Raw genomic sequence first — 12,456 nt, forward strand, 5'->3', positions numbered from 1 at the left:
GACATATAAGGGGCGGATCGGTGGCGGACATCGAGGAAGCACGCAAGCAGTTCGAGCGGATCGATGCGGACGGTGACGGGTTCATCACCGCCGCCGAGTTCAAGTCGGCCCTCGCGCAGGGTGGCGACTGGAACGTGACCGACACGGTCGCCGAGGCCATCATCAAGAGCCGCGACATCAACGGCGACAAGGTCCTGTCCTTCGACGAGTTCTGGGCCCACCTGAACAAGTGAGGCGCACCGGAGGACCGCTCCCCTGGAGCGGTCCTCAGCACCCGCGAGCGTCCAGGTGACATTCTTGCCCCGTTCCGCTCGTGGTCCTCGGCCTCGTCTCACCCGCCGGCCCACTCCCGCAGTGCTCCCTTGGTCGTGAAGTTGGCGACGTCCTGGTCCACGGGGTCGGAGGAGTACTGGTGGAAGCGCCAGGCGGCCTGGATGCGGGGCTTGCCCGCCGTGACGTAGTCCGCGATCCACAGGCCGTCCCCGGCGTAGGACGTGGTGTCGATCGTGAGCCAGTAGTTGCGGTTGGTGTAGAGGAGGACCCGGTTGTCGGGCCTGAGTTGCTTCACCGTGCGGATGAAGCTGTCCTTCTCGGCGTTGGTCGCGTGGGTGCCGTCGCCGGTCGTCTCCCAGTCCACGGCCAGCAGGTCACCCGCTCTCGACGGGGTCTTGGACACGAAGTACTGGGCTTGTTCGGTCAGGTTGCCCGGCCACAGGAAGTGGTAGAAGCCGACCACGCAGTCGGCGTCCCGTGCGGTCTTCACCTGGGCGGCGAGCTTGGGGTTCACGTACGAACGCCCCTCCGTCGCCTTGACGAAGACGAAGGAGAGGCCGCTCGTGGAGTACGAGGAGGACTGGTACGCGCTGACATCGATTCCGTTGAGCATGGGGGCTCCCTGAGAGGTGCTCGTGGGGGACAGGGACGAATGCCCGTATCACCTTTTCAAAGGTGATATGCCCCATACGAGTGCGTCTCAGCCCCGATCGGTCACCGATCCCAGGACGGACGGTGACTTCGCCGACCAGTCGGACGTGATCAGGCTGGCGTGGCGCGAGGCCAACAGCGAGAGCCTGGAGGCGACTTCGGCGTCCGTGGGGTTCGTGGAGGAGATCGCGGGGGACACTCCGTCCGCGCCCGTCATGATGAGAATGTAATGATTGGTGTCGTACCAGGACGTGTCGTAGGCGTTGTTGACGTACGTCGCGGCGTCCCCGTCGAAGAACACGAACCAGGGCCGGATCGAGGCGTCGTAGCGGCTGACGCGCGGGTCGCCGGACGAGGCGCCCAGGACCGAGGGGAACGCCTGGGCCTTGGAGATGTTCCCGGCGGCGTAGAGGTCGCGCAGGTGCTCGCCGTACTCCTGGTCGGTCCAGTAGTGGTCGAAGGGGTTCTTCTGCTCGACTGTGCCGGGGATGAGTTCGAACATCACCTTGCCCCTGAGGGCGTCCCGGGAGGGCCAGGCGTTCGCCTTGGCGGCGGCGTCGAGCGTCGGGTAGGTGGAGCCCAGCAGGTCGGACGGCTTGTAGACGATGTTCCCGAGCTTGGCGGCCACCAGGGCGTCGAACTGGTCCGGGCCGAGGCCGCCCTTGCCGTAGAAGCCGACCTTCATCTCCACCTTGAAGACGATCGGCCGGTGGTCGGGGTGCAGTTGGTGCCAGGCGGCGATGTTGTCGAGGCAGCTGCCGAGGTCCTGGTCGCGCGCCTTGCTGTAGAGGTCGCCCGGAGTCCTGGCGTTCTCGCAGTTGTTGTCGTCGCCCCAGGGGTTGGCGTGGCTGACCCGCCAGCGTTTGGTGATGGTGTCGACGTAGACGTCGAGTTCGAGCAGCGAGGCGCCCGAGTCCAGGGCCTGGGCGAAGTACGTGTACTTGGACTTGTCGTACGCGTTGTGCGTACCGATCGCGGTCACGCCGGAGTACGTGGACGGAGCGGCGGCCTGGGCGTTGCCTCCCACCGTCAGCAGCATCAGGCCGGCCCCCGCGGCCACCGCCAGCCGTCTCATCGCTCTTCTCATCGCGCGCACGAGTCAACTCCCCTTGGTTGGCGCCGAATTGGCGGCAGCCTAGAGGGGGCGCACTACCGCGCGGTAGCCCCGGGAGGAACAACGTCAGGCTTGAGGGAGAGGGCCGGGGTGCCCGCCGACCGGCACCCGGAACGACGGATCGGCCGGGCACACCCAGCGCGGCCCGCTGTCGGAGTCAAGGGCTGCGGCCGGGACCAGCCGCATCGGGTGGGCGTGGCCGGGGCGGCAGGCCGGCCACGCCCGACTGTCGGTGAGGGAGGGCAGGTTCTCCAGGACGGCGTCCTGCGCGTGCCCGGCGATGATCTCCACCTGGACATCGGTGTCGAGGTCGACGTCGAACTCCAGGTACCCGACGGGAACGCTGTCCACCACGAGTTGCCGCCAGAGCCGCGGCCCACCGCCGTCCGGAGACCGCTCGACCAGGCGGCTCGTCCGGCCACAGGCCGACAGGTCGTGCGCGACGGGCGCGAAGAGCTCTTCAGGTGTCGGTGTCGCCACGGTCCGTCCTCCTTCTCCTCGCCCACGCACCCGGGACAGCCCTCAGGGCTTGAAAGTGCAGTTCACGTACCGGTAGGCGCCCTCGGACGGCCTGGCGACCGAGTGCCACACCCACAGGAACGACACGGTCGCTCCGCGCGGCATGGTGTACGTCCTGTTGCTCCGTACGATGTGGAACGTCCGGGGAAGCGGGCCGTGGAAGTGGTAGCGCCACGGCTCCACGTGCGGCTGGTAGACATTGGCCTGACGGCTGTTCGCGAAGACCTGGGCACTGAGGTTCACCACGCCGAATCTGCTGTTGGCCGGGCGCAGCTTCACCCCCCAGGGAATGCCGTACCGCATCGACTCCTGAAGGGTCACGTCGGCCGTGGCGTGCTTGAACGTCCCGCGGCACTTCGGCAGCGCCGCCGCGGCCGCGGTCGGCCGGGCTTGGCCGGCGTCCTTCCGCAGCGCGGCGGCCACGCCCCCGGCGCCGTATGACCCACCGCCCGAGGAGACTCCCTCGGCGCCGAGTCGCGCCAGCAGATCGCCCGGCCGCGGGGCCTCCCGCACCGCGGTCGTGGCGACACGGTGATCGGACGCCGCCGTCCCTGGAGCCGCTGCGGCACCGCAGAGCATCGCGGCCAGACAGCCGACGACACCGGTCCGGCGAAGACTGTTGCGCACATGCGAGCTTCGAGTCACTGGTACACCCCCGTGAAAGTGACGGATCATCACTGCCCGGTCCCGGGCAGGCCGACCTCACTGTATTCGCCTCATGATGATGAAACGTCAGCCCTTGACGAAATCCGAACGCCGTCCGGGGTGAACGAGTGGTGGAAGGTGAAGGCGTGGGGCGCGAGGCCGTGGTCGTGGAGGTGCTCCAGCCGGGACACCCCGTCCTGCCAGGTGGGCGTCACGCCGTCGGCGACCCACCAGCACACGTGGCTGGGGTGCCCTGTCCGTTCGAACCAGTCGTGGCGCCTGTTCAGCGCCTCGCGGTGCAGGCCGGTGTAGACGGCGTCGAAGGCGGAGCGCGGGTCGGTCCAGAGCGAGAGGGTCGCGGCCAGGGCGGTGGTCAGCGCCGTACGGCCCTTGTCGTACCAGGTCGGTACGGCGAACTCGCCCCATGCGCCCCAGTCCGCCTCGAAGAGCACGCCTTGGTCGTTGTGTGCCGGCTCGGCGTGCCCGAGGTGTCCGGGGTGCCGGCTGATCGTCCGGTAGACGGCGTCACCGATGTCGTAGAACTCGCGGGTGAGCGGTGCGGGATCGGCGAGGGGGGACTTCAGGACGCCGAACGTGTACAGCGCGAGATGAGGCATGCGTCTCTCCCTGGTCGGGGCTGCCCGGGGTGGACCCGCCGGTGGCTCAGCCCGAAGGAACTCTCGTGCGACCGTGGGTGATCACCGAGGACCAGGTGAAGGTAGCCGCCTCCGCGAGCGCTGTCGACGTTGCGAAATCCCCGTCGAAGTGGCCTCTCGCACCGGTCCTTACGAGAACTGGGACGGTGGCGTTGCCTGTCGCCGCCTGTCCAGTGGGCGTGCGGGACGGGTGTTTGCCGGCACGCGCGAGCAGGCCCTGACACTTTCAGGTCGAGCGGTCCGGGTCCCACGACGAATGGCGACGTGCCCGAGGGCCTGTCCGACAATTCCTGCCTGCCGCGCGGCGTCTGGCACGCGCGCTCGCGGCGTTGCCGAAACGCCCACGTGGCTCCGCCACGAGGGCGCTCCGGCGCCTTGCGATCGCACGCACCAGACGCCGCGCGGCCCGCCCTTCGGGCGGACGACAGGAATTGCCAGACAGGCCCTAAGGGCTGTCCCGCAATCCCCGGCGGGCGCGCGACGACAGCTACGGCACCTCGCCGCGTTGTCGGATCGCCCGCATACATCCAGTATGCGGACGACCCTCCGCCTTGCGATGCACCGCATCTGACGCCGCACGCTGATCCGCCGCGGATTACGGGACAGCCCTTAGCACTCGATGAAGTCCATCGCGAGCCCGCCCCGGGCGGCCTCCTTCTGCTTGACCCTCATATCACCCGCTTTAGATCATGGCGTCGACCTGCTGTTTTTGCGGACTGCCGCACCGACGACCCGCTACGTGCACTCATCCCAGTCCCCCTTTCCGGGCCAGCCGGATGTCTCGCTGCTCTCCAGCACGCAGAGCATGGCGGTCCCCGTGTCGGGTCAGAATGGGCCGGGCTGTGGCGGGCGGTGACGTGGAGCCCGGGTCTTCGGCACTCACACGATCGCCGATGTCGAGACCGGCGTGCTCCCTGCAGGAGTCAGTGGTCTCCATTGCGGTATCAGTACTTCAGCGGTCGGCGGTGCCTGGCGGCACGACCCACTCGGCGGTTTGCCCGGTGAGGGAGGCGATCATGTCGAAGTCGCCGTCGTAGTGGAGTACGGTCAGCTGGTTCAGCTCCGCTGTGGCGGCGATGAGAAGGTCGGGGAGTGACAGTGCCCGGTGGAAGCCTGCGTTGAGAGCGTGGCGCTGGACCTCAAGCGCGCGGGTGAAAGTGTGGTCGTCGCTGCGCAGGTAGTCGAAGGCGTGGAGCCAGGTGCTGATTCGCGTTGCCTCGGCGGTGTCCCGGGCCGAGTGGATCATCTCGTACTCGGTGGGTTCGCAGACTGCGAGTAGATAGCGTTCGTGGAGGGGTTTGAGCACCTCTCTGACACCGGGATTCGTCCAGCGCGCCAGAGCGGACTTGTCGATCAGGTAGCGGTCCTGCATCAGGCGGCTCGGCCGCCTTCGTGTTTGAGGGTTCCGTCGGCATTGCGGGGGCCGGTGCTCTCGATGATCTCGCTGAAGTCGAAGTCGCCGGCGTCCATGGCGTCGAAGCCCTCCTGTCGCAGGTGCCGTTTGACGGCGTCCTCCATGGCGAGGCGTACGGCCTGGGCTTTTGTCTTGGTGCCGAAGATACGCATGGCCTCGGCGACCATGGTCTCGTCGAGGTCGATCACTGTCCTGGCCATGCTGGCCTCCTCGGAGGATTGGATGGTCCAAATGATATCAACATGCCACTCAAGGCGATATCGTTCCGGCGGGCCCGGCTGGTTTGGCCGTGAGCGCCGACTCCGCTGCGTCCGATCCATCTGCGGAGGCGCATCGCGTCGATGACAACCGCGGGCTGCGTCGTACACGGGAATGGTCTCTCCCGGGGCCGCTTCCTGGGGCGGTGTTTCCCGCGAGGCACGGCGACGCGTACTGCTACAGACATGTCGTTGATCGGCTCATTCAGGGCCAGGGCGGACTCGCTGCACACGACCGCACGAGGGGCCCGTGCGCACACAGCCGGCAGATCGGCGTGCGCCGTCTCCGGGGTGTCTGCTCGCCGATACACCCCGCGGGACAGTCCGTCCATTTGACGCTGCCGATGGCGACCCGTGGTCAGGGTGGACCTGAAACGGGAGCGAGGGTGCGACGAAACCACAGGTCAGACGCCCGACCCGTGGAACATCCCTGGGACTTTCAAGCCTGTCCCAGGGACATTCCAGGGACCCTCGCCGCATAGGCAGGGAAGCCCCTGACAGCGCAGAATGAAACGAACGCGCTGGTCAGGGCCCCTTTTCCTAGCACTCGATGATGTTCACCGCGAGCCCGCCCCGGGCGGTCTCCTTGTACTTGACGGACATGTCCGCTCCCTGGCGCGCCATGCCCTTGACCTGCATGTTCGAGGGAATCCGAGGGGCGATCCACGCCCGTAGGGACTTCTCAGGGACTTTCGGCCGGGAGGGGTCCCGCAGCCAGGCGTCCATCGCGGCGAGCCCTCGCTGCCCCGCACTGGGCATGAAGTGAGCGTAGTGATTGAGAGTGACCTTCGGTGTCGAGTGCCCGAGTCATTTGGGCAGGCTGACGACCGACTCGCCAGCCTCCAGCTGCACGCTCGCGTAAGTGTGGCGGAGGACGTGGAACATGTCCTCACGCGGGGCGGCATAGCGCGGGACCCGGCGGATTCGGTTGCCGTCGTGCCGCACCTTCTCGCCCGCGGACTTGATCAGCCCGGCGGCGGCGAGCGCACGCTTCCAGCTGCGGTAGTAGATGCGGTTGCCGTGCGACGAGGTGAGGATCAGGTCAACTGTGATCGGCTTCCGCTGGCGCTCTTCGAGCGCGGTGGTCGGGGCCTCCAGGTTCCGCCAGGGCAGCGTGCAGGAAGTCGACGGGAACCGGCGGAAGTGAGCTCGGGCCCTGAGCGCGCTTGTCCTTCCCCCCGGCCTCGGCCCGCAGCTGCTCCAGCTCCGCCCGATCAACCTCCCGCAGCTGGCCACCAGACGGCTCGGCCACCGGCCGGTCCGACGACTGCGACTCGTTGCGCTGAGCCCGCGATATCCAGCTGTGCAGCGTCCCGGGATGGACGCCCAGATCCTCGGCCACCTCCGGAATCGGCTGCCCGGTCTCCGCCGCGATCCGCACCGCCCCCTCCCGCAACTCGGCGTCGTAGATGCGCTTCCTGGATGCCATGACCCCTAACTGTCCATACGGTCACGGTCTCCACCAGTAGGGGAGGGGCATCCAGGCCGCGGACAGAGGCGGCCGCACATGCCGTCGGTGGTTATGCGGCAACAGGCCTACGACGCGTAGTGGAGGGGGTGGGGGATCCCAAGCGTGGTGCGGTGCATGCGGTGACGCTCATCCTCTACGGCAGACGGGTGGAGCGGGTGCCGAGGGACCGCAGCACATCCTCCTCGTGGTAGTAGGTGCGGCCCTTGCCGGTGCGCCGCCGCCAGCGCTGCTCGCTGGCATGGCGATACACGCTTCCGGAGGCGGTGCCCCACAACCTGGAGATGTCCGAGGCACTCAGCCATCGCACCCGCGGCACCGGCGACCGGGTCGCTCCCTCCGCGGGAGCGCCGGAGCCCCGCGCCATCCACTCCTGTGCGGACCAGCGGTGCGCGGGGTCCGCGGCGCAGCTGATCTCGACCGGCGGCCCGGCCCCGTCGGCGCGAGCCACGGCGGTCAGTACGCCGGCACAGCCGGGCTCGACGCACTCTCCCACCCGCATGCCGCGGCTCGTGGAAGGGTCGATCACGTACTTCGCCCGGCGTACGGCTCGTGCCGCCTCCTCGGAGAAGTCGGCCGCGGCCTCGTGCGCGGCGAGCCACGCGGCATGCCGCAGCAGGAACTCGACGAGGGCGGCCACCGTATCCGGGGGTGCGGCGATCTTCCGTTCCTCGACGACGAGACCGGACCAGGAGCGCAGCACGCCGAGGATCAGGGAGCGGGCCTCGGCCGCCGTGGTGTTGAAGGGGAGGCCGGGTGTCGGCGACGGGCCGCCGCCCGATGCCCGGCCGCGTGGCCGCTGGGAGCCTCCGAGGAGCTCGCCGCACTCGGCGTACAGGCTCGACAGTCGCTTCAGGCCGCGGGTCAGGCAGCGGACGCAGGCCGGGCAGAGCCGAGAGCCAGCCGCGGTGAGGCCCCGGGGGCGGCCCGACGCCACGCTTCTGGCGCGGCATGCGGCGCCCTCGCAGGCCGCCGGGCCTGCCAGCACGTGGTGAGTGGGGGCCGTGCCCTGTCCCTGAACCATGTTCGTCCTCCTCGAGTGGTGGTCCGCTACCGCTACAGGGAATCACCCGCGCCCGATCGCGTACGGGGACGGAATTCTTTCCTCGATCCTGCCGCGGATGCGCCTCACACAGTAGATGAACGAACCGAATTTCCGGTCTGCTTCGCGCGCCGGTGGATCGTTTTCCGGAGAATGTTCAGGGGTTTGTCAAGGTGATCACTTGTGGGGCTCTGACCTGCGTAAACAACGGTTACCGTCTGTCCGGAATTAACAATTCTCTGACTCTCTCATGTGCCTTCTGTGGGTGTGTTGAGTTGACTTCACGACGGAGTTCCGAAGAAGGTGATCACTAACTTCCTCAGCAGTGTGCCCAGTGACCGGCAGGGAAATCATTGAAATTCTTGCTCGGCGCCCCGATGGCACGAAGGAGAATGGGATGCACAGCACGTTGATCGTGGCCCGGATGGAACCCCGGTCGGCCACGGAGGTCGCCGACCTCTTCCGCGCCTTCGACGACACCGAGATGCCCCACCGGATGGGAACCAGGCGCCGCCAGCTCTTCTCGTACCGCGGCCTGTACTTCCATCTCCAGGACTTCGACGGCGTAGACGGGGGCGAGCGCATTGAGGAGGCGAAGACCGCCCCCCGGTTCATTGGCATCAGCGACGACCTGAAGCCGTTCATCACCGCCTACGACCCGGCCACGTGGCGTTCTCCCGCGGACGCCATGGCGCAGCGCTTCTACCACTGGACCGCACAGTGAGCACGTCGTACGGCCGGCGGGTGGTCATCACCGGCATAGGCGTGACCGCCCCCGGTGGTGTGGGTGTAAAGAACTTCTGGCAGCTGCTGACCGACGGGCGCACCGCGACCCGCCGCATCAGTTTCTTCGACCCGTCCCCGTACCGCTCCCAGATCGCCGCGGAGGTCGACTTCGACGCCGAGCTGCTCGGGCTGAGCGCACAGCAGATCCGGCGGATGGACCGGGCCGCGCAGTTCGCCGTGGTGACGGCGGGCGAGGCGATGGCCGACAGCGGCCTGGACCTCGGCGGCCTCGATCCGTATCGCACCGGAGTGACTATTGGCAGCGCGGTCGGCGCCACCATGGGCCTCGACCAGGAGTACCGCACCGTCAGCGACAGCGGCCGCCTCGAACTGGTCGATCACACCTACGCGGTACCGCATCTTTACAACTACATGGTGCCCAGCTCCTTCGCCGCCGAGGTGGCGTGGTCCGTGGGCGCCGAGGGCCCCGCCACAGTGGTCTCCACCGGCTGTACCTCGGGCCTGGATTCGGTGGGGTACGCCACCGAGCTGATCCGTGAAGGTTCCGCCGACGTCATGGTGACCGGCGCGGCGGACGCGCCTATCTCGCCGATCACGGTGGCGTGTTTCGACGCCATCAAGGCGACCACGCCGCGCAACGACGACCCGGAGCACGCCTCCCGTCCCTTCGACCGGACCCGCAACGGGTTCGTCCTGGGCGAGGGCGCCGCGGTCTTCGTACTGGAGGAGCTGGAGAGCGCCAGGCGCCGGGGTGCCCATGTCTACGCGGAGATCGCCGGCTACGCCACGCACAGCAACGCCTTCCACATGACCGGCCTGCGGCCCGACGGCCGGGAGATGGCCGAGTCGATCAGGGTCGCGCTGGACGAGGCACGGCTCAACCCGGACGACGTGGACTACGTCAACGCACACGGTTCGGGTACCAAACAGAACGACCGGCATGAGACGGCTGCTGTCAAACGCAGCCTGGGCGAGCACGCCCACCGGGTGCCGATCAGCTCGATTAAGTCGATGGTCGGGCACTCGCTGGGCGCCATCGGCTCGATCGAGATCGCCGCTTGCGCGCTCGCGATGAAGCACGGCGTCGTCCCGCCGACCGCCAACCTGCGCACGCCGGACCCCGAGTGCGACCTGGACTACGTGCCGCTGACCGCACGCGACTGGAAGACCGACGCCGTGCTCTCGGTGGGCAGCGGCTTCGGGGGATTCCAGAGCGCCATGGTGCTGGCCCGCCCGGAGAGGAGCGCGGCATGACCGGATCAGACGTCAAGACCGTGGTCACGGGGCTGGGGGTGGCCGCCCCCAACGGCTGCGGCAAGGACGCCTACTGGGCGGCGACCCGTAAGGGCGTCAGCGGCATCGGCCACGTCACCCGCTTCGACCCCGCGCGGTATCCGGCCCGGCTTGCCGGGGAGATCGACGACTTCGTCGCCGAGGAGCACCTGCCGGGGAGGCTGCTCCCGCAGACCGACCGGATGACCCGGATCGCCCTGGCCGGCGCCGACTGGGCGCTCGCCGACGCGGGCGTCGATCCGCGGGAGCTGCCCGAGTACGGCATGGGTGTCATCACGGCCAGCTCGTCGGGTGGCTTCGAGTTCGGCCAGCGGGAGCTGAAGGCGCTGTGGAGCAAGGGCAGCCGCTATGTGAGCGCCTATCAGTCCTTCGCCTGGTTCTACGCGGTGAACAGCGGTCAGATCTCCATCCGCAACGGCATGCGCGGCCCCAGCGGCGTGGTCGTCAGCGACCAGGCGGGCGGGCTCGACGCGATCGCTCAGGCCCGGCGGCAGATCCGCAAGGGCACGCGGCTGCTGATGGCGGGCGCCGTGGACGCGTCCATCTGCCCGTGGGGCTGGGTCGCCCAGATGACGAGCGGCCGGTTGAGCACGAGCGAGGACCCGGAGCGGGCCTATCTGCCCTTCGACCCCGCCGCGCGCGGCCATGTGCCCGGCGAGGGCGGGGCGCTGCTGGTCCTCGAGGACCTCAGGAGCGCCCGTGCCCGCGGGGTCGACACGGTCTACGGCGAGATCGCCGGATACGCCTCGACCATGGACCCCCGGCCGGACAGCGGCCGTCCCCCGGGGCTGACCAGAGCGATCGAGCTGGCGCTCGCAGACGCGGGCACCGCTCCGCAGGACATCGACGTGGTGTTCGCCGACGCGGCGGCGCTCCCCGGTCTCGACCGTGCCGAGGCCGCGGCGATCTCTCAGGTGTTCGGCCCGCGGGCCGTGCCCGTCGCCGCGCCCAAGACCCAGACGGGACGCCTCTACTCGGGTGCGGCGCCGCTGGACGTGGCCGCCGCGTTCCTCGCCATGCGGGACGGCGTCATCCCGCCCGCCATCGGCGTCACCCCCGACCCCGCGTACGGCCTGGACCTGGTCGTCGGGGAGGAACGTGCCGCCAACATCCGCTCCGCCCTGGTGATCGCCCGCGGCCACGGAGGCTTCAACTCGGCGCTCGTGGTCCGCGCCGTATAGCCGGCAACAGCAATGACCGGCCCAAGCGGCAGCAGTGACCTGCCCCAGACGAAAGGACATCCCGCCATGCCTGCCCGTGAGTTCACCATCGAGGACCTCAAGCGGATCCTGCGCGAGGGCGCTGGCTCGGACGACGCCGTGAACCTCGACGGCGACATCCTCGACACCGACTTCGAGGCGCTCGGCTACGAATCGCTGGCGATGCTGGAGACCGGCGGACGTATCGAGCGCGAGTTCGAAGTGACGCTGGACGACGACGCGCTGACCGAGGCGAGGACGCCGCGCGCGCTGATCGAAGTCGTCAACGACACGCTGGCGCCGTCCGGTGTCGCCTGACCGCCGACCTGGCACCTGGCATCCCCTGAGCACCATGGAGGAAGCATGACGGAACATGAGAAGAAGGTCGCCATCGTCACCGGCGGCACCAGCGGCATTGGCCTGGAGACGGCCCGGCTGCTGGCATGCCAGGACCACCGGGTGTTCCTGTGCGCCCGTACCGAGAGCAGCGTGAGCGCCACCGTCAAGGAACTGGCCGACGAAGGCCTCGAGGTCGACGGGGCCCCCTGCGACGTCCGCTCCGGGGACGACATCCACCGCTTCGTACAGCAGGCCGTGGACCGCTTCGGTCCCATCGACGTGCTGGTCAACAACGCGGGACGGTCCGGCGGCGGGGTCACCGCGGACATCGCGGACGAGCTGTGGTTCGACGTCATCAACACGAACCTCAACAGCGTGTTCATGATGACCCGCGAGGTGCTCAACACCGGTGGAATGCGGCACAAGCGCCGCGGCCGGATCATCAACATCGCCTCCACCGCGGGCAAGCAGGGCGTGGTGCTCGGTGCCCCGTACTCGGCTTCCAAGCACGGCGTCGTCGGCTTCACCAAGGCGCTCGGCAACGAACTCGCCCCCACCGGGATCACGGTGAACGCCGTCTGCCCCGGCTACGTCGAGACACCGATGGCCGAGCGTATCCGCCAGGGCTACGCCACGGCGTACGACACCAGCGAGGAGGCCATCCTGCGGAAGTTCCAGGCGAAGATCCCGCTGGGCAGGTACTCCCTGCCCGAAGAAGTGGCCGGCCTGGTCGGCTATCTGGCCTCCGACACCGCCGCCCCCATCACCGCCCAGGCACTCAACGTCTGTGGAGGCCTGGGCAATTTCTGACCGCCGCAGCGCGTCCGCTGCGAGCACCC

16 protein-coding genes are annotated in these 12,456 nt (G+C 68.6%); 6 read left to right on the forward strand and 10 right to left on the reverse strand.

Annotated elements, in window-relative coordinates; all coding sequences use genetic code 11:
- Positions 1–20 precede the first annotated feature (20 nt).
- Complete coding sequence (locus tag AB0C59_RS23585) at positions 21–233, forward strand: EF-hand domain-containing protein (RefSeq protein ID WP_363007656.1); 213 nt, start codon at positions 21–23, stop codon at positions 231–233.
- Positions 234–331: 98 nt separating this feature from the next.
- Here AB0C59_RS23585 and AB0C59_RS23590 read toward each other — a convergent pair whose 3' ends face one another.
- From AB0C59_RS23590 to AB0C59_RS23635, 10 genes are all read right to left on the reverse strand, one after another.
- Positions 332–886 (reverse strand): GH25 family lysozyme, encoded by a 555-nt coding sequence (locus tag AB0C59_RS23590; RefSeq protein ID WP_363007658.1) that lies wholly within the window; start codon positions 884–886, stop codon positions 332–334.
- Between the two features lie 87 nt (positions 887–973).
- Positions 974–1,999 (reverse strand): phosphatidylinositol-specific phospholipase C domain-containing protein, encoded by a 1,026-nt coding sequence (locus tag AB0C59_RS23595; RefSeq protein ID WP_363007660.1) that lies wholly within the window; start codon positions 1,997–1,999, stop codon positions 974–976.
- Between the two features lie 105 nt (positions 2,000–2,104).
- Complete coding sequence (locus tag AB0C59_RS23600; RefSeq protein WP_363007662.1) at positions 2,105–2,518, reverse strand: hypothetical protein; 414 nt, start codon at positions 2,516–2,518, stop codon at positions 2,105–2,107.
- Between the two features lie 42 nt (positions 2,519–2,560).
- Positions 2,561–3,184, reverse strand: a complete 624-nt coding sequence (locus AB0C59_RS23605; protein WP_363007664.1) for a hypothetical protein — start codon at positions 3,182–3,184, stop codon at positions 2,561–2,563.
- Between the two features lie 89 nt (positions 3,185–3,273).
- Positions 3,274–3,819 carry a DUF3291 domain-containing protein gene (locus AB0C59_RS23610; protein ID WP_363007666.1) on the reverse strand — a complete coding sequence of 182 codons (546 nt, stop codon included), beginning with the start codon at positions 3,817–3,819 and terminating at the stop codon, positions 3,274–3,276.
- 991 nt (positions 3,820–4,810) lie between these two features.
- Positions 4,811–5,230, reverse strand: a complete 420-nt coding sequence (locus AB0C59_RS23615) for a PIN domain nuclease (protein ID WP_363007668.1) — start codon at positions 5,228–5,230, stop codon at positions 4,811–4,813.
- Positions 5,230–5,472: a type II toxin-antitoxin system VapB family antitoxin gene (locus AB0C59_RS23620; protein WP_363007670.1), complete on the reverse strand. Its 243-nt coding sequence runs from the start codon at positions 5,470–5,472 to the stop codon at positions 5,230–5,232. Before AB0C59_RS23620 ends, AB0C59_RS23615 begins: the two co-directional genes overlap by 1 nt.
- A gap of 597 nt (positions 5,473–6,069) precedes the next feature.
- Positions 6,070–6,288: a hypothetical protein gene (locus AB0C59_RS23625; protein ID WP_363007672.1), complete on the reverse strand. Its 219-nt coding sequence runs from the start codon at positions 6,286–6,288 to the stop codon at positions 6,070–6,072.
- 283 nt (positions 6,289–6,571) lie between these two features.
- Positions 6,572–6,958, reverse strand: a complete 387-nt coding sequence (locus AB0C59_RS23630; protein WP_363007674.1) for a transposase — start codon at positions 6,956–6,958, stop codon at positions 6,572–6,574.
- A 175-nt stretch (positions 6,959–7,133) separates the two neighbouring features.
- A complete protein-coding gene (locus AB0C59_RS23635; RefSeq protein ID WP_363007676.1) occupies positions 7,134–8,021 on the reverse strand; it encodes a hypothetical protein in 888 nt (295 codons plus the stop codon).
- A 415-nt stretch (positions 8,022–8,436) separates the two neighbouring features.
- On the opposite strand from AB0C59_RS23635, the gene AB0C59_RS23640 reads away from it, so the two are divergent.
- The 5 genes from AB0C59_RS23640 (at position 8,437) to fabG (ending at position 12,427) form a co-directional block, all read left to right on the forward strand.
- A complete protein-coding gene (locus AB0C59_RS23640; protein ID WP_363007678.1) occupies positions 8,437–8,763 on the forward strand; it encodes a TcmI family type II polyketide cyclase in 327 nt (108 codons plus the stop codon).
- Positions 8,760–10,040, forward strand: a complete 1,281-nt coding sequence (locus AB0C59_RS23645; RefSeq protein WP_363007680.1) for a beta-ketoacyl-[acyl-carrier-protein] synthase family protein — start codon at positions 8,760–8,762, stop codon at positions 10,038–10,040. The genes AB0C59_RS23640 and AB0C59_RS23645 overlap by 4 nt, the downstream gene beginning before the upstream one ends.
- On the forward strand, positions 10,037–11,260 hold the full coding sequence (locus tag AB0C59_RS23650) for a ketosynthase chain-length factor (protein ID WP_363007682.1): 1,224 nt from the start codon (positions 10,037–10,039) through the stop codon (positions 11,258–11,260). Before AB0C59_RS23645 ends, AB0C59_RS23650 begins: the two co-directional genes overlap by 4 nt.
- 66 nt (positions 11,261–11,326) lie before the next feature.
- Complete coding sequence (locus AB0C59_RS23655) at positions 11,327–11,596, forward strand: acyl carrier protein (protein ID WP_363007684.1); 270 nt, start codon at positions 11,327–11,329, stop codon at positions 11,594–11,596.
- A gap of 45 nt (positions 11,597–11,641) precedes the next feature.
- Complete coding sequence (fabG, locus tag AB0C59_RS23660; RefSeq protein ID WP_363007686.1) at positions 11,642–12,427, forward strand: 3-oxoacyl-ACP reductase FabG; 786 nt, start codon at positions 11,642–11,644, stop codon at positions 12,425–12,427.
- Positions 12,428–12,456: the final 29 nt, after the last annotated feature.

The organism is Streptomyces sp. NPDC048664 (assembly GCF_040650555.1).
Classification (GTDB): Bacteria; Actinomycetota; Actinomycetes; order Streptomycetales; family Streptomycetaceae; genus Streptomyces.

Bases quoted from the DNA above. Each gene is read 5' to 3' on its own strand.
- AB0C59_RS23615 (WP_363007668.1), bottom strand. From the start codon at position 5,230: ATGCAGGACCGCTACCTGATCGACAAGTCCGCTCTGGCGCGCTGGACG.
- AB0C59_RS23635 (WP_363007676.1), bottom strand. From the start codon at position 8,021: ATGGTTCAGGGACAGGGCACGGCCCCCACTCACCACGTGCTGGCAGGC.
- AB0C59_RS23650 (WP_363007682.1), top strand. From the start codon at position 10,037: ATGACCGGATCAGACGTCAAGACCGTGGTCACGGGGCTGGGGGTGGCC.
- AB0C59_RS23595 (WP_363007660.1), bottom strand. From the start codon at position 1,999: ATGAGACGGCTGGCGGTGGCCGCGGGGGCCGGCCTGATGCTGCTGACG.
- AB0C59_RS23590 (WP_363007658.1), bottom strand. From the start codon at position 886: ATGCTCAACGGAATCGATGTCAGCGCGTACCAGTCCTCCTCGTACTCC.
- fabG (WP_363007686.1), top strand. From the start codon at position 11,642: ATGACGGAACATGAGAAGAAGGTCGCCATCGTCACCGGCGGCACCAGC.
- AB0C59_RS23655 (WP_363007684.1), top strand. From the start codon at position 11,327: ATGCCTGCCCGTGAGTTCACCATCGAGGACCTCAAGCGGATCCTGCGC.
- AB0C59_RS23620 (WP_363007670.1), bottom strand. From the start codon at position 5,472: ATGGCCAGGACAGTGATCGACCTCGACGAGACCATGGTCGCCGAGGCC.
- AB0C59_RS23625 (WP_363007672.1), bottom strand. From the start codon at position 6,288: ATGCCCAGTGCGGGGCAGCGAGGGCTCGCCGCGATGGACGCCTGGCTG.
- AB0C59_RS23630 (WP_363007674.1), bottom strand. From the start codon at position 6,958: ATGGCATCCAGGAAGCGCATCTACGACGCCGAGTTGCGGGAGGGGGCG.
- AB0C59_RS23640 (WP_363007678.1), top strand. From the start codon at position 8,437: ATGCACAGCACGTTGATCGTGGCCCGGATGGAACCCCGGTCGGCCACG.
- AB0C59_RS23610 (WP_363007666.1), bottom strand. From the start codon at position 3,819: ATGCCTCATCTCGCGCTGTACACGTTCGGCGTCCTGAAGTCCCCCCTC.